Source organism: Stenotrophomonas sp. RIT309, from assembly GCF_000632045.1.
Lineage (GTDB): Bacteria > Pseudomonadota > Gammaproteobacteria > Xanthomonadales > Xanthomonadaceae > Stenotrophomonas > Stenotrophomonas indicatrix.
Genome location: NZ_JFYS01000014.1, coordinates 38,542 through 57,957, shown reverse-complemented (window position 1 = coordinate 57,957; position 19,416 = coordinate 38,542). Strand labels below are relative to the sequence as shown.

Below are 19,416 nucleotides of genomic sequence, written 5' to 3'. Positions count from 1 at the left end.
GGGCTTGGGCAGGGAGAGGCCGCAGTAGGGCGGTTCGGCACGCGCCGGCACCGTATTACAGGAACATTGCGTGAACATGGCGTGCCTCCGCATCTGCCGGAAGACCATGGCGGCAGGTGGTGAAGCCGAAGGTCCGGCGCAAGGTTCACGCAATCCAGGCGCTCCAGCCTTGGCGCCCATTCGCAGTTCCCATCCCTGGAGTCACCATGAAGTTGTTCGTTCCGCTGCTGTTCCTCGCCACGATGACCGGCTGCACCACCGCCAAGATGACCGTCACCCCGGATGGCCGCCGTGGCGTTTCCATCGACTGCAGCGGCTCCAGTTCCTGGAGCGGTTGCTACGAGAAGGCCGGGCAGATGTGCCCCGGTGGCTACGTGGTCTTCAGCAAGGATGGCGATGAGGGCAACGCCATCGCGGTCGGCAACAAGAACGGCTTCACCTCCACCCAGATGGTCACCCGCTCGATGCTGGTGTCCTGCTCCGGTTGACGATCACGTCGCTCATCTTTCGTGCTCCCTGCGCCGACTGAACGATCAGGGCCGGACACATCGCGGCGCTGATCATCTGGCAGGGATGGATGGACATCCCGCACGCATGGGTGCACGACGCGTCATTTTCCTGCAGATGCCCGATATCAGGCGCTTTCAGCGGCGCGGCCATTCGCGGGCAGCGCTGCTCTTTCCTTTTGCTTCATGCCCCTGTAACACGATCATCGCTACCACGGTGGTCCCAGCGATTCCGCTGGGATCTTCTGGAGACGCTGGAATGGAGTTCAGAACGTCTGTATTGCTCGTGGCCCTGATGGCCGCTCCCGCAGTAGCCCATGCTGAAGTCTGCTTTTCGCGGGACGGTTTCGTCATGACATGTCCCAGCTTGTTGCCGCACCCGGTGAAGGCACGATTCGAGGTTGGAACGTTGCCACGCGTGGCCGGCTCGCCTTCGGAAATCTACATCACCGGTGGCGGGAGGGTGGATGGCACCAGCAATTTCTATGTGTTTGCCAACGGCAAGATGCTGTGCGAGACGAGCGGCAATCTCGATGGTAGCAACACCACGCCCGTACGGCATTGCAATGGCACGATCACAACACCCGGAACCTACGTGATCTCGGCATCACGCAGCAATAGCGGCAATTTCCTGGCCCCGGACGATGTGGTGATCAACGTCCAGTAAAACATCTGCCATCAAGGGCCCCGGGCCGTAGTTGCCGGGGCCTGGTCCTGCACCCCGATCCGCATGTCACTGCACTGGCGCTGCGCCGGGTCGGTATACGGTGTGCTGGCCAATGCCACCAGCGTCCCCGTCGCGCCGCGCACGATCAGCGGCACCATCACCTGCCGCGGATCACCGCCGAACGACAGGGCGCGCAGCCCCTGTTCGTAGGCGGCCACCATCGACGCCATCAGCATCGTCGCACCCAGTCGTGCGTCGGCGTCGCCGACGGGTCGCCCCGCTGACTCAGCCATCAACTGCGCCAGGTCATCGGTCAGCAGCGCCTGCAGCTGCCGCGCATGGGCCACCAGTACGGCGCTTTGGGCCACGGTTTTCCAGAACGACGCCGCACCGGCGTTGATCCGCAGCAGCGGATGGCCGGTGTCCAGCAGTTCCCGCACCAGTCCTTGGAAGGCGGCCAGCGGCGTCATCGACGTGCGCGCGGCCATGCCCTCGCGCAGCAGCTGGCGCGCTTCCTCGTCACGGTCGAACACCAGCTGTTCCTTGCTGGCGAAGTAGTTGAACACCGTCTTGCGCGAAACCCCGGCGGCATCGGCGATCTCGCTCATTGACACCGCCTCGAAGCCGCGCTCGATGATCAGCCGGGTGGCGACGTCGGAAATCGCCTGTCGGGTCTCGGCTTTGCGCTGCTCACGGCGGCCGGGTGGCGGGGGCATGGGCGGGTCACTTGTGGAAAAGTACACCGAGTGTAACATTGAGGCCGCCAGAGTGCCGACCGGGTGCTCACGAGGATTGCCAATGCGGTACGACGTCGTCATTGCCGGGGCTGGCCCGGTGGGACTGCTGCTGGCCTGTGAACTGCGTCAGGCAGGAAGCGCGGTGCTGGTACTGGAGCAGGTGGCCTCGCCGGATTCGCCGCTGAAGCGCCTGCCGTTCGGGCTGCGCGGTTTGAATGCCCCGACGCTGGAGGCGCTCGACCGACGCGGTCTGCTGGACGCGGTGGCAGCCGGCCAGGTGCTGAAGCCGGAGAAAGGCCCGCCGCCGCCGGGAACCGCGCACTGGCTCTCGCAACCACGCAAGCTGGGTGGTCACTTCGCGGGTATTCCGTTTGCACTGGACAACGTCGACAGCGGTCGCTGGCCGTGGCGCCTGCCCAGCCCGGTCGGCACGCAGATGGCGGTGGAACTGCAGGCGCTGGAGGCCGTGCTGGCCGAGCGCGCGCAGGCGCTGGGCGCAGTGATCCTGCGTGGTGCAGGCGTGCAGAGCGTGCAGATGGGGGCCGGCGAGGTCCAGGTCGAGGCGGGCGGACAGGCCTTCCGCGGGCGCTGGCTGGTCGGCTGCGATGGAGGCCGCAGCACCGTGCGCAAGCAGTGCGGTTTCAGCTTTGCTGGTACCGATCCAGAGTTCACCGGCCACTCGCTCAGTGTTGAACTGGAAGATCCGACGGTACTCAGCCCGGGGCGTCACACCACCGCGCAGGGCATGTGCAACTTCAATCCGCCGGGCACGATCGCCCTGGCCGACTTCGACGGCGGCGCGGGCCACCGCCAGCCACTTGATCGCGAATCGGCACAGGCGCTGCTGCGCCGCATCTCCGGCCGCGAAGCAACGATCACCGCACTGCATCTGGCCACCACCTGGACCGACGGCGCACGGCAGGCCACCGCCTATCGTCGTGGCCGCGTGCTGCTGGCCGGCGATGCCGCACATGTGCATTCGCCGCTGGGTGGGCAGGGTCTGAACCTGGGCCTGGGCGATGCGATGAACCTTGGCTGGAAGCTCGCCGCCGTCGTGCGCGGCGAGGCAGCTGATGCGCTGTTGGATACCTATCAGGCCGAACGCCATCCGATCGGCGCGCGCGTGCTGGAATGGTCGCGCGCGCAGGTCGCATTGATGCGCCCAAGCGCGGGCTCACGTGCACTGGCTGCCATCGTCGCCGATCTGGCAGAAACACGTGATGGCGCCACGTATCTCGCCGAGCGCGTGTGGGGTGTGGGCCAGCAGCTGGACCTCGGCCATACCCATCCGCTGGTGGGCCGCAGCACGCCGGATTTCCTGCTGGTCGATGGTCGCCGCATGGGTGAACTACTGCGGGCAGGGCAGGCGGTGCTGCTGGTGTTCGATGCTGCTGCCTCGTTGTGCGAGGCGGTTGATGTTGAACGGGCCCGCATCCTGTCCATCGCGCAGCCCGCTGTCGATTCGCTGGGCCTGTCGGCGCTGCTGGTTCGTCCGGACGGCATTGTCGCCTGGGCCAGTGATGGCGCCGATGCGGCAGGACTGGCGCGGGCGGTACAGGAATGGACGAGCTCAGCTGGCAGGGAAGCGATTGCCTGACTTCCGGCGCAGCCCGCGCAGGGCTGCGCCGCCATCTTTCAGAGATCCTTCTTCTTGCCGCTCAGGTCCAGCGGCTGGTCACTGCCTTTGCGCTCGCTCGACCAGACCTCAACGCTCTTGCTGCATCGGCTTTCGCGGGCGGCAACCTCAGGCGGCAGGTCCTTCACATGCGGCGACTCCTGGCAGGCTGCGTGCATGGCCGAATCGTCATAAGTGGCACAGCCACTGATGGAAGCGAGAGCAAGGAAACAGAGAGCGGAGCGGAGCAGGGGCTGCAGCAGGCGCATGGGGAGATCTCAAGAGGGCCGGTCTGGCCATCGAATTCAATCCGTGACTTGGCTCACGCGCAATCCGACTGGCAGCACTTGTTATTGAGTAACAATTGTGGGAACGCTCAGAGGCGGGCGATTGCCAATCAGGCAATGCAGATCAGGAATATCGTCGACAGCGCGAGCATCAGCACGAACACACGCCGGCTCAAGGCCAGGCAGGTCAGGCAGGCCGCCAACGCCCAGGCCGCCAGCAGTGCACATCCCAGCAGCCACAGCCCGACCGTCATCATCGAGCCGGCCGCTGCGGCAGACAGCGCAAAGACCTTGAACAGCGCCACGCCCAGCACGCTGCCCAGCGCGCCGGCCCGCAGGGCAATCGCATCGTGGCAGGTGGGGGAAAGCTGGCGGTGCATGAGGGCTGTGTCGCGCTTTGGGAGCTGGCGTGCGCAACTCTGCAGCAAGGCGGATCTACGCCGCGTGTTCGTCGCACCGCCAGCGCGCAAATGCCGTGATGAGCTCACCACGGCATGTGCATGCTGAATGCCAGTGCTGCCCGGTCAGCGCGCCGGTTGGGAGGCCAGCATGTCGCGCCCGTGTGGGGTCAGATCGATATCCGCATCTTCCGCCTGCACCGCCAGGCCTTTCTTCACGGCCCACGTCGCCGCATCGCTTCCTACAGGGCGCGCATCGGCAATGGCGCGCAGGATGGTGAACTGTTCTTCAGTCAACGGCATGGTACGTCCTCATACGCCCAGCAGGGGCGGCAGTTGCCAGTCCGAAAGGCGCGCATTGCTGATGGCCTGATGGCAGCCACAGGCATCACAACGGAACAGCGTACCGCCCGGCAGGTGCAACAGGTTTGCATCCTGGGCGCAGGTGATTTCCGCACAATGACGGCATGACACGGTAAGCGAAATGATTCGCTCCACGTCGCCGGAAATATTGAACGCGGCCTCGAAGGCATGGATGGCGAAGTGGCCGGTGTCCGGCATGGTGTTCTCGGTTGCAGACAGGTGTCTCCATCCTCGTTTTCCCACCGTGATGAGGCTGTCAGGCCAGCGCGGTGGCGAAGTCAACGAGGTCCGCTGCTACGCTTCAGGACTGCGCATGCGGCTGGGATAGCATGCAGTTTGAATTTCCACTCGCCGCTGGCAACGGAGTAGCTCGCAATGGACATCGAACTGGACGGCAACCGCATCCACAGCGAGCGGGCATTCCACGAGACGCTGGCGCTCGCACTGGGTGTCGAGCGCGGTTATGGGAACAATCTCGACGCCCTCTGGGATCTGCTGAGTGCCAGCGTCGAGCGCCCGCTGCAGCTGACCTGGAACGGCCATCAGGTTTCCAGAGAGGCGCTGGGGCCTCGCTTCCAGCAGATCGTCGACGTACTTGAGCGGGTGCAGCGCCAGGATGAGGCCATGGCACTGGACGAACGCTTCAGCTATTGCCTGCGGTAGGTGCGGTGTGCAGCCGCTGCCAGCGTGGTGCTGCCTGTTGCCTCCAGGGCAACACCGTCGCCTGGGCGACGGCTGACGAACCGTGCGCAGTTCAGCGGCTGCCGGCGATGGCAATCCTGCGCTTCTCCAGCATCACCGACACGCACCACAGCAGCAGGCCGCCGACCGCCGTCGCCGCACCTACGTAACCGGTGGTGGCCGGGCTGAAGCCGGCGCTGATCGCCATGCCGCCCAGCCACGGGCCGAGCGCATTGGCGGTATTGAACGCCGCATGGTTGGAGGCGGCGGCCAGGGTCTGCGCCTCGCCGGCCACGTCCATCAGGCGCGTCTGCAACACCGCAGCCAGGGCGCCCATCGTGCCCACGGTGATGATCATCGGGCCGATGGTCCACACCGATTCTGCAGCAAGCGGGTACAGCAGCAGCATCACGATCGACCACACCAGCACCACGGCGGCGGCCTTGAAGTGGAATTTGTCGACCAGCCAGCCACCAGCGATGTTGCCGATGATCGCACCGATGCCGAACACGCCTACTGCCAGCGGCATCCACGACTCGGCCACGCCGGTCACCTGCACGAGTGTCGGTGCCAGGTAGGTGAACACGCAGAACATGCCGGCAAAGCCCACCGCACCGATAGACAGCGCCAGCCATACCTGGGGGGTGTTGAATGCGCGCAGCTCGCGCATCGGCGAGGTCCGCACCTCATCCGGATCGGGTAGCAGGAAGCGCGCGATCATCGCCACTGTGGCGATGGCCAACACGCTGACCAGGGCGAAGGCGGTACGCCAGCTCAGCTGCTGGCCCAGCCAGGTGGTCAGCGGATTGCCGATCAGGATCGCCACCGACAGCCCCAACAGCACGCGCGACATTGCTTGGCCGCGCTGGCCGGCCGGACTGATCGCTGCCGCCACCAGCATCGCCACCCCGAAGTAGGCGCCATGCGGCAGGCCAGCGACGAAGCGCGCCACCAGCATCGTGCCGTAGTTCGGCGCCAACGCGCTGGCCAGATTGCCGACGGCATAGAACCCCATCAACGCCAGCAGCAGCTTGCGGCGCGGGAAGCTGGCGCCGACGAAGGCCAGGATCGGAGCGCCCACCACCACGCCGATGGCGTATGCGCTGATCAGGTGGCCGACCTGCGTCTCGCTGATCGACAGGCCGCGGCTGATCTCCAGCATCAGGCCCATGCTGGCGAATTCACTGGTGCCGATGGCGAAGCCGCCCAACGACAGGGCGAGGATGATCAGGGTACGCTGGCGCGGCGTCAGCCGAGCGGCCAGAGGGGAGTTGGGGCTCATTCGGGGGCGCAAAGGGGCGGGGAGGCGCCCCATTGTACTGCTGCACCGCAACAGGCATCAGCCGGGCTGGGGGTAAATCAGTGTTCGATGGGTGGTGCTGCCGGCGTGGCCTGCTGGCCAAGCGCCGCCAAGGCCCGTCGGTATTTGTCACGCAGGCGCTCGGCGGTGGCGGCATCCAGCGATGCCAGCCGCGCTTCATCGGCATTGTCGGCGATGTCGGCCAGCTTGACCTTCAGTGCCAGCGGATCCGCCGAAATTCGTGCGTAGTACGTGTCGGCATCCGCCGCAGGCGTCCGGCTCAGCAGCCGGACCGCGTCCTGCAACGGGGCGGGAAAGGCCTGCACCTGCCCAGCGAAGGCCGGGCAGTCCTCGATCACATCATGCAGCCAGGCCACCGCCTCTGCTTCATCATCGCCGCGCACGGCAGCGGCCACCCGGCCAACGTGGCCGATGTAGGGGTGCCCTGCCTTGTCGACCTGGTCGGCATGGGCCTCCACCGCCAGCATGCGTGCACGTTCTACCCAGTCCATTGCGATCTCCCCGGTGCAAGCGTGTATTGTCGTACGGACTGTCTGCATGCCGCCACCACGGCCGTGCAGGCATCATCGGACGCTGCAGGAATGGCATCTGGATTCCATCAGGGAGATGAGACATGCAGGAATACACCCATCAGCTCGAACTACGCGGCCGCTTCCGTCTGGTAGCGGTGACCCACGAGCCGGTGTACGCTCCCGGCGATGTGGTCGGCCATGCGGTCATCGTCGACGGTGGGGAACGTCTGACCGACCTGATGTCGTTGGCCGATGCGCGCCGGTACCTTGAGGAACTGGTGCGGGAAGAGGGCGTGGAGCCCGGGCTGGAGAATGAAGTCAACCTGCGGAGGAAGGCGTCGCAGCGACGCCGCCGCTAAGCCGTCGCGCCCTCGGGCGCATCATGGAGGATTCGGGTGTTGTCCAGTAAGAAGTATCTGCTCATCGCCATCATCACGCTGGCGACCCTGCTGCTTGGGTTCGTGCTTTCCGGTTACCTGACGCTGCTGCTGCTTGGTCTGGATACCAAGTTGCTCACCTGGAATACCTATTACCAGTATTTCCACGCCCTCGGCCAGCCGCAGGTTGCCCCGTTCGTGGGCAAGATCAAGTGGGCCGGCTACCTCGGCTTCGGCCTGCCGCTGCTGGTGTTGGCCATCGTCGGCCTGGTCGTGCTGCTGAAGAAGGACAAGCGTTCGCTGCACGGTGACGCGCGCTTTGCCACCGGCGCCGATCTGGCCAAGCATGGCATGTTCAAGAAGAGCGGCCAGAGCATCGTGGTCGGCAGCCATGGCGGCAAGCTGGTGCGGCTGGACGGCCAGCAATTCGTGATCCTGGCGGCCCCGACCCGTTCGGGCAAGGGCGTCGGCGTGGTCATCCCGAACCTGCTGGAGTACGGCGAATCGCTGGTGGTGCTGGACATCAAGCAGGAAAACTTCGACCTGACCAGTGGTTGGCGCGCCAGCCAGGGGCAGGAGATCTACCTGTTCAACCCCTTCGCCGAAGATCGCCGCACCCATCGCTGGAACCCGCTCAGCTATGTCTCCGACGACCCGGCGTTCCGTGTCTCGGACCTGATGAGCATCGGTGCGATGCTGTATCCGGATGGCTCGGAAGACCAGAAGTTCTGGATCAGCCAGGCGCGCAATGCCTTCATCGCCTTCACCCTGTACCTGTTCGAGAACTGGGATGACGAGCGCAGCAGCGGCTTCCCAGGCGGGCAGGGCACGCCGACCCTGGGTGCGGTGTACCGCCTGTCCTCCGGCGATGGCAGTGACCTGAAGAAGTTCCTCAAGGGCCTGTCCGAGCGCCCATTCCTCAGCAGCAACGCGCGCTCGGCGTTTGCCAACATGCTGTCCCAGGCCGACGAGACCTTCGCCTCGATCCTGGGTACCTTCAAGGAACCGCTGAACCCCTGGATCAACCCGGTCCTGGACAAGGCCACCAGCACCAACGACTTCCTGCTCACCGACGTGCGCAAGAAGAAGATGACCATCTACATCGGCATCCAGCCCAACAAGCTGGCCGAAAGCCGATTGATCATCAACCTGTTCTTCAGTCAGCTGATCAACCTCAACACCAAGGAACTGCCCAAGTCCAATCCGGACCTGAAGTACCAGTGCCTGCTGTTGATGGACGAATTCACCTCGATCGGCAAGGTCGAAATCATCGCCTCGGCGGTGTCCTACATGGCCGGTTACAACGTGCGCCTGCTGCCGATCATCCAGAGCATGTCGCAGCTGGATGCCACCTATGGCCGCGAGGTCTCGCGCACGATCATCACCAACCATGCGCTGCAGATCCTGTACGCACCACGCGAGCAGCAGGACGCCAACGACTATTCGGACATGCTGGGTTACACCACCATCCGCAAGAAGAACGTCACCCACGCGCGCGAAAAGACCCACAGCTTCACCGAGGAGCGTCGCGCGCTGATGCTGCCGCAGGAGCTCAAGGCGATGGGGCCGGACAAGGAGGTGTTCCTGTACGAAGGCATCCCGCATCCGGTCAAGTGCGACAAGATTCGCTATTACAAGGACCGCTATTTCACGTCACGTCTACTGCCAAAGGTTGACGTGCCGATGCTTGATGTCTAAGTTGCAGACTTGAAAGTGTGACGCATGCACGCATTCATTGAGGTGAATTAGTGAAGCGCGTCAAAGAAACGCCATACGTTGGTCAAAATTCAGATTTGTCTGACATCGAATTGACGCGTAGTTGTGCGACTCTATGCGTGGCTTGCGGATCTGTGTGATTCGTCATGCTTTCAGAGTGGCCAGGAGTTTCAGCCATGGGAACAGGGATGGTTCCGACGTTGGTGAGGGTGCGTGAGAGGGGCCTCGGATGAGGTTGCTTCACGCGACTTGGTTGGCAGCTTTCGAGCTGCAGGGGAACCGTGCCCATGTGCTGTTAAGCAGTGCATTCGTTACGTTTCCGGCGTGCATCGCGCAGTGCCGGACGACCAAGGGACCAACATCGGGACTGCTTTTTCGTACGTCAAAGTGAAGCCCGTATGAATCAGGCGTTTATTGCAAAAATGTCCATCGCCGCAGTGGCGGCGTTGATGGTGGCAGGTTGTGCCACCAAGCCCGCACCCGACTTTGGAGGGCGTTGGAAGCCGGTCAACCGTTTCGCGACGGCTCCGACCGAGATTCCGCTGTACTCCAGCTACGTCTATCAGGCGTCGCCGATGGATCGCACGCTGAAGGCCATGCTCGAGCGCTGGGCCAAGGATTCCGGCCGTACGCTGGACTATCGCCTCAGTTCGGATTTCACCCTGTATGGCGCGGTGTCGGAGATCGACACCACCAACGCACAGCAGGCCGTGATCGATCTCACGGCGGCCTATGCGGCGCAGGGCGTTTCCGTCTCCATCGTCGGCAACCAGATCGTCGTGCAGAGCGCTGGATCGACGCCGACCGCGTCGGCCCAGGATCCTGAAGCCAGCAGCGGCAGCTGAGACCGCGTCGAAATCATCGAACGTGCCGCACCCCGCGCCTGGCGCAGGGGCGTCGCGCCCATTGATGTTTCAGCAGTACGGAAGAACCCATGTTCCGCAAGAAGGATGCAGGCAACAGCCCCAAGGTCGAGCAGTCGGTCGCCAAGGCGGTCAGCTACGAGATCACCGTGGCCGACATGGCCCGGCGCAGCGAGCGCCGTGCCTGGTGGGTCGCCACCGGTTCGTTGCTGATGTCGCTGGCGCTGGCCGGTGGCTACTACTACATGCTGCCGTTGAAGGAGAAGGTGCCGTTCCTGGTGATGGCTGATGCCTATACGGGTACGGCCACGGTTGCGCGCCTGCGCGGCACGTTCCAGGGCGAGACGATCACCACCAATGAAGCGGTCAATCGCAGCAACGTCGCCCAGTATGTGCTGGCGCGTGAGTCGTATGACTCGGCGGTGATGGGCCTGCGCGACTGGGAGCTGGTGTTTGTGATGTCAAGTGATCCTGTCGGCGCAAGCATGAAGCAGCGCTATGCCGGTAACAATCCGCAGAACCCGTTCGTGATGTACGGACGCGGCAAGGCGATCCGGGTCAAGATCTTGAGCATCACGCCCTTGGCCCAGCAGGCCAATGGTGGCTTCCGCGGCGCATCGGTACGCATACAGCGCAGCCTGCTGGACAAGCGCACGGGTGCTGCGACCTATCTGGATAACCAGCTGGTGACGATGCGTTTCCAGTACAACCAGAATCTTGCGCTGTCCGAGCAGGATCGCGTACTCAATCCGCTAGCTTTCCAGGTTACCGAGTATCGCGTCGATAACGATTACGCCCGTGGCGTGCCGGTGCCGGATGACAGTGCAATGCAGCAGCAGGCTCAGGATGCTGCCCAGCAGGCGCAGCTTGCCGCGCAACAGGCGCAGGGCATTTACGACCCGAACAATCCCGCAGCAGCCACCATGATCGATCCCGCAACTGGCCAGCCTGTGGCTGTACCGGCCAATGGTCAGATGCAGCCGGTACAGGGTCAATCCATTCAAGGTCAGCCGACTCAAGGGCAGGTAGTGCCTGGGCAGGCGATCCCAGCGCAGCCGGCCATGAGGCCGATGCAGAACAATTCCACCGGAAATGCTGATGGAGCAAGCAACCGATGAGTAGTCGAAAAGTCAGAGGGAGCGCATTGGCGCTGCTGTCATTGCTGTCGCTGGTGTTTTCCACCTCGGCGATGGCACAGGCGGTGGACCATTACGAGTACGAGAAGGACCGCATCTACCCGGTGCGCACCGGCCTGGGTCTCACCACCCAGATCGAGCTGAGCCCGAACGAGAAAATCCTCGACTACAGCACCGGTTTCAGCAGTGGTTGGGAACTCACCCGTCGCGAGAATGTGTTCTACCTTAAACCCAAGAATGTCGACGTCGACACCAACATGATGGTGCGCACTGAGACCCATTCGTACATCTTCGAGCTGAAGGTGGTGGCCACTGACTGGCGCCAGCTGGAGCAGGCGCGTCGTTCCGGCGTGCAGTACAAGATCGCCTTTATCTACCCGAATGACACAGTGTTCGGCGTCGCGCAGGAGGCGGTGGAGGAAGAAGCCCAGCCGTTGCTCAGTACGGAGCTGGCCAAGGATCGCCAGTACAACTTCAACTACTCCTATTCGACCAGCAAGGCGAAGAAGATGGGGTGGTTGATTCCGGTCAACGCGTACGACGATGGGAGTTTCACCTACCTGAAACTGCCGAATTCTCCCGAATACAAGACGGGCATCTTCCCGGCCGTATTCGGTCGCGAGAAAGAGTACGGCGAGGACTTCGTGGTCAACACCACAGTTGAGGGCAATACGCTGATCGTGCACGGGACCTACCCGTACCTGGTCATCCGCCATGGCGACTTTGTCGTCGGCCTGCGAAGGAACGTGAAGAAATGAGCCAGCAGAACACTCCGGACAACGATCCAAATCCGTCTCCGTACGGTCAGGGCCCTGCGGGTCATGAACCGTCGACGAATCCTTATTACGGGACCGCGCAGTCCGAAACCACGCCCGATCTGGATGCCAGCGCTCCGCAGCTCCGCTCGGCTGAAGAGCAGCGCCTGAACCGTAAGGCACTGTTGTTCCTGGGCGGCATCTTGCTGCTGTTGTTGGCCATGGGTTTCCTGCTGCTGCGCAAAGGCCAGGATGACGAGGCCGACGCCAAGGCACCACCGCAGGTGGCACGCTCAAGCACTCCGGATCTGCCGAACATGGCGCCGCCTGTCATTCCTTCTGCTGCGCAGGAGACCGCTGAGCCGATTCCGATGCTTCCACCGCCGCCGAAGGAAGCCATTGGCCCCACCTACATTCCACGTGCCGAACCCGAACGTGACATCCAGCGCGGTCCCAGCCTGCTGGACCGTCGCATCGCCGGCAGTGGAGGCGTCGGTACCGGTGACGCTTCGGGTCAAGGCGCAGCCGCGGGCAACGACGATCCTTATCTGCAGGCAACGTTGGCTGCATTGCAGGCTCAGAACGGCAACGCAACGCCGGCCAAAGTGCGTCGCGGTCCGGACGTGGAAGACGTCTCCAACGCTTCCTATATCCGCAGCCCCGATGCGTTGCTGGTGCGTGGCACTTATCTACGCTGCGTGCTTGAGACCCGCATTATTACCGACCTGGCTGGCTATACCTCCTGCCTGCTCACCGAGCCGGTCTATTCCATCAACGGCCGTACCCTGCTGTTGCCCAAGGGCTCCAAGATCTATGGTGCCTATGGTGGCGGTCCGGCCGGAAAGCGCGTGGAAGTCATTTGGGATCGGATCACGACTCCGAATGGTTTGGACGTCGCTATGTCCAGCCCGGGCGTAGATGGCTTGGGTGGTGCGGGTCACCCGGGGCAGTACAGCGCGCACTGGGGTGCACGTATCGCTTCGGCACTGATGATCAGTCTGGTCGCGGATGCATTCAAATACGCTGCTGCCGAGCATGGTCCGGAAACGACCACCGTGGCCAACAACGGCATGACCATCCAGTCGCCATATGAAAGCGCTACCGCACGTACCATGGAGCGTCTGGCCAACGAGGCGCTCACCAGCGGCCGTCGTCCGCCGACAGTCACTATCAATCAAGGCACGATCGTGAACGTCTACGTCGCAAAAGACGTCGACTTCACCAGCGTGCTGAACGCCCGCAGGTAATCCAAGAGCGACCATGGACGCCGAAGTGTCACCTCTCGCCCTCGTCTCCAGCGACTTCCTGCGCTATCAGTACGAAGTGCTGGGCATCGCCGAGTACATGACTTCACCTGAAGTGACGGAAATCTGCATCAACCGTCCGGGTGAGCTGTACCTGGAGACGCGGGCAGGGTGGCAGCGGGTGGATGTGCCAAGCCTGACGTTCGAACGCGCGCGGCAGTTCTGTACCGCGGTGGTCAACGAAAGCAACACGGGCCAACGCATCACCGATGCCGATCCGGTGGTGTCGCTCACGTTCCCAACCGGGCAGCGTGCTCAGTTCGTGATCCCGCCGGCGTGCGATGCTGGCAAGGTGTCGATCACCATCCGCCTGCCATCCAAGCACACCAAGTCGCTGACGCAGTACCACGAGGATGGCTTCTTCAACCAGATCCTTGAGCAGGATGGAAGCCTCAGTGAGCAGGATCGCGAATTGCTTGAATTGCGGCAGCAGCGTGAATACGCCGAGTTCTTCCGTCGCGCGGTGATGTATCGCAAAAATATCGTTGTGTCCGGAGCCACCGGCAGCGGCAAAACTACCTTCATGAAGGCGCTGGTCAATCACATTCCCGATAGCGAGCGCTTGGTCACCATCGAGGACGCGCGCGAACTGTTCCTGACCCAGCCCAATGTGGTGCATCTGCTGTACTCCAAGGGTGGACAGAGCACCAGCAACGTCAGTGCTAAGAGCTGCATGGAAGCGTGTCTGCGCATGAAACCTGAGCGGATCATCCTTGCTGAGTTGCGTGGTGATGAAGCGTTCTACTTCATCCGAAACTGCGCCTCAGGTCACCCCGGCTCGATCACCAGTTGCCATGCCGGCAGCCCGGAACAGACTTGGGACCAGCTGGCGCTGATGGTGAAAGCATCTACTGAAGGGTCGGGTCTGGAATTCAATGTCATCAAGCGCCTGCTGATGATGACCATTGACATCGTCGTGCATATCAAGGCGCACGCAGGCTCGCGCTATATCACCGGTATCGATTTCAATCCTGGGCGTGCCCAGGGGCAGGAGGGCTGAACAATGCTGCCAGGACTGGAAATGATGGCGTGCCCGGAAATGGCCGTCTCGATGGACGTGATGCAGCACGTCATCAACGTGGAATCCTCGAGCAACCCCTACGCCATCGGCGTGGTAGGTGGTGCCTTGGTGCGTCAGCCCAAGGCCCTCGACGAGGCCTTGGCTACCGTTCGCATGCTTGAAGAGAAGGGCTACAACTTCTCCATCGGCCTGGCCCAGGTCAATCGCTACAATCTGGCCAAGTACGGTCTGGACTCGTACGAAAAAGCCTTCCAGCAATGCCCGAATCTGCAGGCAGGCTCACGCATCCTCGCTGAGTGTTACAAGCGCTCAGGCAAGGATTGGGGCAAATCTTTCAGTTGCTATTACTCGGGCAACTTCGAAACCGGCTTCCGCCACGGCTATGTGCAGAAAGTCTATGACTCGATCCGTCGTGGGCAGCAGGTTGCTTCCAATGGCGTGGCACCCATCGACGTCGTAGCCCGTGGCGAGCGGCGTACCGTCAAGGTCGAGCACCATCCACAGCTCGCATCACCGGCACAGGCGAGAATCGTCGCCCAGGCCAATGGTGCCGTCTATGTGCCGTCCAACGACCCGGCGCGCGCCTATACCGTTTATCCGTCTACCGGTGCGATGGCGCGCGGGAGTCTGGTCAATCTTGCCGACCAGGCATTGTCGCGGGTCGTGCTGGGCTCAGTCGACCGCATGATGCAGCCGCTGGCGCAGCCGGAGAGCGCCTACCCGCAGCAGCAGGGCTACCCGCAGCAGACTGCTGCAGCACAGGCTGGTCAACCGCAGAAGATGCCACAGCATCTGCCCGGCGCAACGGCCGGTGGCGGAGAAAGCCCAGTCATGCTCCAGCGGTGGGGCGAGCAGAAGACGCCCGCCGCGGCCGCCAACAACATGTACAACGCGCCGGCGCAGCCCATGCCCGCGCAACAGATTCCCCCAGGGGATGCGGCCTTCGTGTTCTGACGAAGTCGTGGTACGACCGGTCCCCCGGCTGGTCGATTCAGCTGTGTTAGTCCATCAACAAGGAAATCAATCCATGAAGCGATTCAATCTCGACCTCGTCCAGGCCCAGCGTACGCTGAAGACCATGCTGATGGCCGTCGCATTCGCTGGCGCTGTATTTGCTCCGCAGGCCTTGGCAGGCGGCCCTGACTTCGGTGGTACCGACGGCAAGGTCTGCGGCTTCTTCACCAACATCAATGGCCTGCTGAACATGGCCTCGATCGCAGTCGTGACGATCGCCGTTATCTTTGCCGGCTACCAGATCGCCTTTGCCCACAAGCGCATTGGTGATGTCGCCCCGATCCTGATCGGCGGCGTGTTGATCGGCGCTGCGGGCCAGATTGCGCGCATGCTGCTCGGCAAGGAAGCGGGCAACTGCGACAACGTTGGCGGTGGCACAGAGGGTGCTGGTATGGCGTTTGAAATGATCAAACACGCCGTTCAGTACTACAGTGCATAAGAACGTTCTGTTCCGGGGGTGCACGCGCCCAGCGATGTTCCTGGGCGTGCCTTACCTGCCATTTTTCATGGTGGCAGGTGGGTTGTTGCTCCTCAGTATGTATACCAACTTCTGGTTCCTGCTGACCATCCCTGTGGCCGTTTTCATCATGCGTCAAATGGCCAAGCGTGACGAGATGATCTTCCGGTTGCTGGGGCTGCGGCTGATGTTCAAGCTACGGGTCCGCAATGTGCAGGAACACGATGGTATGTGGGTGTTCAACCCGAATCACTATCGCAACAAGCCAGCCCGAATGGATTGAGGGCCGGATCCGGCCGCGCGGGCGTCCATCGCCCGCGCGGTCAACTCCGAATTTTCGTCGGCAGTACCCTTTGGAAGCAGTCGTATGTTCAGTCCAGACACATCCATCAGCGAGTTCATTCCTCTGTCGTCGCATGTAGCCCCGAACGTGGTGAAAACCACCGGCGGCGATTACCTGCTGACCTGGCACTTGGAAGGGTTGCCGTTCGTGGGGCGGGAGGAATGGGAGCTCGAACATCGGCACAACACCTTTAATCGGTTGCTGCAGACGCTGCGCGCACCGGATTTCGTCAATGTTGCCTTCTGGGTGCATGACATCCGCCGCCGTCGCACCCTGAAGGGCAAGAGCTACTACAAGCAACGGTTCAACCAGGACGTGTCCGATCAGTACATGGGCATGCTTTCCTCCCAGCGCATCATGCAGAACGAGCTCTACCTGACGATGATTTATCGTCCGGTGGTCGCGGGTAAGCGCTTTGTTGAGAAGTCAGCGAACGTCGACAAGCTTCGCGCCGAGCAGGAGCAGGCCGTCGAGAAGCTGATGGAACTGGCGGGCAACGTCGAGGCGGTCATCCGCGACTACGCACCGTATCGCCTCGGCATGTACGAAGCCAAGAATGGCGTGGTGTTTTCCGAGACGCTTGAGCTGTTCGGCTATCTGATCAACCGCATCGACGAGCCGGTGCCGGTGCTGTCTGCGCCGGTGAAGGACTATTTGCCGGTCAGTCGGCACATGTTCTCAGCCAAAACCGGTGATTTCGTCATCAATACGCCGAACGGTGCCAACCACTTCGGTGCGATCCTGAATATCAAGGAGTATGCCGAGGGTACATACCCAGGCATTCTCAATGGGCTGAAGTACCTGGATTACGAGTACGTCATCACTCATTCGTTCAGCCCGATGGGGCGTCAGGACGCACTGAAGGTGCTGGACCGCACCAAGGGCATGATGATTTCCTCCGGTGACAAGGCGGTCAGTCAGATCGTCGAACTCGACCAGGCGATGGACCACCTGTCTTCGGGCAACTTCGTGCTGGGCGAGTACCACTTCATCATGGCGGTGTATGGCGACAGTCAGGCCAAGCTGTCGCAGAACGTGGCTACGACCCGTGCCGAACTGTCCAATGCCGGCTTCGTGTCCACCAAGGAAGACCTTGCGGTCACCTCTTCGTTCTATTCACAGTTGCCGGCCAACTGGCGCTTCCGTACCCGCCTTGCGAACGTGAGCTCGCTGAACTTTCTGGGCTTGGCGCCGCTGCACAATTTTGCCACCGGCAAGCAGCACAACAATCCGTGGGGCGATTGCGTCACCACGTTGCAGACGACCAACGGCCAGCCGTACTACTTCAACTTCCATGCCACCCACCCGTCGGAAAATTCGCTGGGTGAGAAGGCGATCGCCAACACAATGGTGATCGGTAAGTCAGGTACCGGTAAGACTGCGCTGATCAACTTCCTGCTCAGCCAGGTGCAGAAGTACGAGCCGTCGCCGACCATCTTCTTCTTCGACAAGGACCGAGGTGCGGAGATCTTCGTGCGCGCCTGTGGTGGCAACTACCTGGCCCTCGAGAACGGTGCGCCGACCGGCTTCAACCCGTTCCAGTGTGAGAACAACGAAGGCAACGTGCAGTTCCTGGCGGACCTGATCAAGGTGCTGGCCGGCAAGCGCGAGTACAGCGCCCGCGAGGAAGAGGACATCTATCGCGCGGTGGAGAGCATGCTCGACACGCCGATGCACCTGCGCAGCATGACCAATTTCCAGAAGAGCCTGCCCAATATGGGCGACGATGGTCTGTACGCGCGCATGCGCCGCTGGACCTCGGGCAATTCGCTGGGTTGGGTGTTCGACAATCCGGTCGATACCGTGGATCTGAGCAAGGCCAACATCATCGGTTTCGATTACACCGACATCATCGACAACCCTGAAGTGCGCGTGCCGGTCATCAATTACCTGCTGCACCGACTGGAGTCGCTGATCGACGGTCGCCCGTTGATCTACGTGATGGACGAGTTCTGGAAGATCCTGGACGGTGAGGGTGGTTTGAAGGAGTTCGCCAAGAACAAGCAGAAGACCATCCGAAAGCAGAATGGTATGGGTATCTTTGCGACACAGAGTCCGGAGGATGCGCTGAAGAGCGATATCTCCGCCGCGCTGATCGAACAGACTGCCACCTTGATCCTGCTGCCGAACCCGAATGCCAGCAAGAGCGACTACATGGAGGGCCTGAAGCTGACCGAGGCCGAGTTCAAGGTGGTCACCGCGCTGGACGAGCGCTCGCGCTGCTTCCTGGTCAAGCAGGGTCACGCTTCGAGCGTGTGTCAGCTCAACCTGCGCGGCATGGATGACATCCTGTCGGTGATCTCGGCGTCGACCGACAACATCGACATCATGCACCGCGTGCTGCAGACAGCAGCGGTACGCGCCCGCGTCACTGTGGACGAGTTGACCCCAGAGCAGTGGCTGGAAGATTTCTACAAGAATCGAAAAGGCTCGGGCAAGGCCAAGTTGCCTGCCGAAACCGATGCTGCCTGACGGTCGAAGAACAAGGATGACAATGATGACTTCCATTCCCGTGGAGAACGACATGAACAACGCGACCCACACCCGCAAATCCGGCCGCAGCCTGCGCCAGAAGCGCTTGGCTGCGATCCTGCTGGGCAGCATGGCGGTGTTTTCGAGCACTCCAGCCGGCGCCAGTGGCTGGCCGGTATTCGACCTGAGCGGCCTGCTCCAGGCTCTCAAGGAGTTCGCGCAGAACAAGGAGCAACTCGCCGCAGATGCGGTGGAGTACGGCGAGCAGGTATCGCGATGGAATCGCACCTTGCAGGAATACCGCGATGCGTTGGTCAAGATTCAAGGTCTGATCAACAACTTTGGTTTGCCGCCCGGGGCAACACTCGAGCGTGTTCCAGATGACTACATGGTTGCTGAAGTCTGCCGTACTTCGGCAAGCTTCAGCGCAGGAAGCCTACTGAAGAAGTTCGTCCTCGACACCTCTGGCGATCTGTATGCGCAGCAGCAGCAGCTCTGCGTGAACATTCAGATGATGGAGAACCGTAAGCGCAACGAGACGGTCGAGTTCCTTGAAAAGACTATCCCCAGCATCAATTCGACACTGGGCGAGATCATGGGATGGCGCTTTGGTGCGGGCGGAAATGAGGCAGGCACCGTGTCTGCGGTGAACAGCGACTCGCTGCGTACGGCGAACGACATCGCCAAGCTGCAACAGGAATGGGAGGCCCGTATGCGGTCCTACGACGCCTATGAGGAATCAATGAAAGCAAATCAGCGCGTGTTGGCGCGAGTGGCCTTGAAGGGCAAGCCGGGTGTGATATCGCAGCTGGTCAAGACCGCTGCACTGAAGGGTGCATTGAGCATCGACTGACGTCACTCGGGGCAGGTG

22 protein-coding genes and 1 pseudogene are annotated in these 19,416 nt (G+C 62.0%); 16 read left to right on the top strand and 7 right to left on the bottom strand.

Annotation, left to right across the window (positions count from 1 at the left end; all coding sequences use genetic code 11):
- Positions 1–206: 206 nt before the first annotated feature.
- Positions 207–488: a hypothetical protein gene (locus BW38_RS11095; protein ID WP_032976229.1), complete on the top strand. Its 282-nt coding sequence runs from the start codon at positions 207–209 to the stop codon at positions 486–488.
- Positions 489–594: 106 nt separating this feature from the next.
- On the top strand, positions 595–1,173 hold the full coding sequence (locus BW38_RS11100) for a hypothetical protein (RefSeq protein WP_235189945.1): 579 nt from the start codon (positions 595–597) through the stop codon (positions 1,171–1,173).
- Between the two features lie 11 nt (positions 1,174–1,184).
- On the opposite strand, the gene BW38_RS11105 is transcribed toward BW38_RS11100, so the two are convergent.
- Positions 1,185–1,889 (bottom strand): TetR/AcrR family transcriptional regulator, encoded by a 705-nt coding sequence (locus tag BW38_RS11105; RefSeq protein WP_081794560.1) that lies wholly within the window; start codon positions 1,887–1,889, stop codon positions 1,185–1,187.
- An 82-nt stretch (positions 1,890–1,971) separates the two neighbouring features.
- Here BW38_RS11105 and BW38_RS11110 point away from each other — a divergent pair, with 82 nt between their 5' ends.
- Complete coding sequence (locus BW38_RS11110; RefSeq protein ID WP_032976226.1) at positions 1,972–3,507, top strand: FAD-dependent monooxygenase; 1,536 nt, start codon at positions 1,972–1,974, stop codon at positions 3,505–3,507.
- 38 nt (positions 3,508–3,545) lie between these two features.
- Here the strand turns inward: BW38_RS11110 and BW38_RS11115 are convergent, their stop codons facing one another.
- The 4 genes from BW38_RS11115 to BW38_RS11125 all read right to left on the bottom strand — a co-directional run bounded on the left by BW38_RS11115 (position 3,546) and on the right by BW38_RS11125 (position 4,771).
- The gene (locus BW38_RS11115) at positions 3,546–3,794 is read right to left on the bottom strand and encodes a hypothetical protein (RefSeq protein ID WP_032976225.1); all 249 of its coding nucleotides are present in this window, start codon (positions 3,792–3,794) and stop codon (positions 3,546–3,548) included.
- Positions 3,795–3,922: 128 nt separating this feature from the next.
- Entirely contained in the window at positions 3,923–4,192 is a 270-nt protein-coding gene (locus tag BW38_RS11120; RefSeq protein WP_032976223.1) for a hypothetical protein, read from the bottom strand.
- Positions 4,193–4,336: 144 nt separating this feature from the next.
- On the bottom strand, positions 4,337–4,513 hold the full coding sequence (locus BW38_RS22010; protein ID WP_200867503.1) for a hypothetical protein: 177 nt from the start codon (positions 4,511–4,513) through the stop codon (positions 4,337–4,339).
- Positions 4,514–4,522: 9 nt separating this feature from the next.
- On the bottom strand, positions 4,523–4,771 hold the full coding sequence (locus tag BW38_RS11125; protein WP_025878727.1) for a hypothetical protein: 249 nt from the start codon (positions 4,769–4,771) through the stop codon (positions 4,523–4,525).
- 177 nt (positions 4,772–4,948) lie between these two features.
- Between BW38_RS11125 and BW38_RS11130 the strand changes: the two genes are divergently transcribed.
- A complete protein-coding gene (locus tag BW38_RS11130; RefSeq protein WP_032976222.1) occupies positions 4,949–5,236 on the top strand; it encodes a barstar family protein in 288 nt (95 codons plus the stop codon).
- A gap of 91 nt (positions 5,237–5,327) precedes the next feature.
- Here BW38_RS11130 and BW38_RS11135 read toward each other — a convergent pair whose 3' ends face one another.
- Both BW38_RS11135 and BW38_RS11140 read right to left on the bottom strand, forming a co-directional pair.
- Complete coding sequence (locus tag BW38_RS11135; RefSeq protein ID WP_032976221.1) at positions 5,328–6,536, bottom strand: MFS transporter; 1,209 nt, start codon at positions 6,534–6,536, stop codon at positions 5,328–5,330.
- A 77-nt stretch (positions 6,537–6,613) separates the two neighbouring features.
- Positions 6,614–7,066: a phosphohydrolase gene (locus BW38_RS11140; RefSeq protein ID WP_032976219.1), complete on the bottom strand. Its 453-nt coding sequence runs from the start codon at positions 7,064–7,066 to the stop codon at positions 6,614–6,616.
- A gap of 122 nt (positions 7,067–7,188) precedes the next feature.
- Between BW38_RS11140 and BW38_RS11145 the strand changes: the two genes are divergently transcribed.
- The 12 genes and pseudogenes from BW38_RS11145 to BW38_RS11200 all read left to right on the top strand — a co-directional run bounded on the left by BW38_RS11145 (position 7,189) and on the right by BW38_RS11200 (position 19,398).
- Positions 7,189–7,446: a hypothetical protein gene (locus tag BW38_RS11145; RefSeq protein ID WP_025878723.1), complete on the top strand. Its 258-nt coding sequence runs from the start codon at positions 7,189–7,191 to the stop codon at positions 7,444–7,446.
- Between the two features lie 36 nt (positions 7,447–7,482).
- Positions 7,483–9,162 (top strand): type IV secretory system conjugative DNA transfer family protein, encoded by a 1,680-nt coding sequence (locus BW38_RS11150; protein WP_032976218.1) that lies wholly within the window; start codon positions 7,483–7,485, stop codon positions 9,160–9,162.
- A gap of 416 nt (positions 9,163–9,578) precedes the next feature.
- On the top strand, positions 9,579–10,025 hold the full coding sequence (locus BW38_RS11155; RefSeq protein ID WP_025878721.1) for a hypothetical protein: 447 nt from the start codon (positions 9,579–9,581) through the stop codon (positions 10,023–10,025).
- Between the two features lie 89 nt (positions 10,026–10,114).
- Complete coding sequence (locus BW38_RS11160; protein ID WP_032976216.1) at positions 10,115–11,161, top strand: type IV secretion system protein; 1,047 nt, start codon at positions 10,115–10,117, stop codon at positions 11,159–11,161.
- A complete protein-coding gene (locus tag BW38_RS11165) occupies positions 11,158–11,937 on the top strand; it encodes a TrbG/VirB9 family P-type conjugative transfer protein (protein ID WP_032976214.1) in 780 nt (259 codons plus the stop codon). Before BW38_RS11160 ends, BW38_RS11165 begins: the two co-directional genes overlap by 4 nt.
- On the top strand, positions 11,934–13,181 hold the full coding sequence (locus tag BW38_RS11170; protein WP_032976213.1) for a TrbI/VirB10 family protein: 1,248 nt from the start codon (positions 11,934–11,936) through the stop codon (positions 13,179–13,181). Before BW38_RS11165 ends, BW38_RS11170 begins: the two co-directional genes overlap by 4 nt.
- Before the next feature lie 13 nt (positions 13,182–13,194).
- The gene (virB11, locus tag BW38_RS11175; protein WP_032976212.1) at positions 13,195–14,238 is read left to right on the top strand and encodes a P-type DNA transfer ATPase VirB11; all 1,044 of its coding nucleotides are present in this window, start codon (positions 13,195–13,197) and stop codon (positions 14,236–14,238) included.
- Between the two features lie 15 nt (positions 14,239–14,253).
- Positions 14,254–14,718: pseudogene (locus tag BW38_RS22195) on the top strand (lytic transglycosylase domain-containing protein); the annotation flags it as partial.
- Positions 14,719–15,286: 568 nt separating this feature from the next.
- Positions 15,287–15,712, top strand: a complete 426-nt coding sequence (locus BW38_RS11185; RefSeq protein WP_032976210.1) for a TrbC/VirB2 family protein — start codon at positions 15,287–15,289, stop codon at positions 15,710–15,712.
- Positions 15,705–16,013, top strand: a complete 309-nt coding sequence (locus tag BW38_RS11190; RefSeq protein WP_032976209.1) for a VirB3 family type IV secretion system protein — start codon at positions 15,705–15,707, stop codon at positions 16,011–16,013. Before BW38_RS11185 ends, BW38_RS11190 begins: the two co-directional genes overlap by 8 nt.
- Before the next feature lie 84 nt (positions 16,014–16,097).
- Positions 16,098–18,545, top strand: coding sequence for a VirB4 family type IV secretion/conjugal transfer ATPase (locus BW38_RS11195; RefSeq protein WP_032976207.1), 2,448 nt, complete (start codon positions 16,098–16,100; stop codon positions 18,543–18,545).
- A gap of 25 nt (positions 18,546–18,570) precedes the next feature.
- Positions 18,571–19,398, top strand: a complete 828-nt coding sequence (locus BW38_RS11200; RefSeq protein ID WP_051584992.1) for a hypothetical protein — start codon at positions 18,571–18,573, stop codon at positions 19,396–19,398.
- The last annotated feature ends 18 nt before the right edge of the window (positions 19,399–19,416 follow it).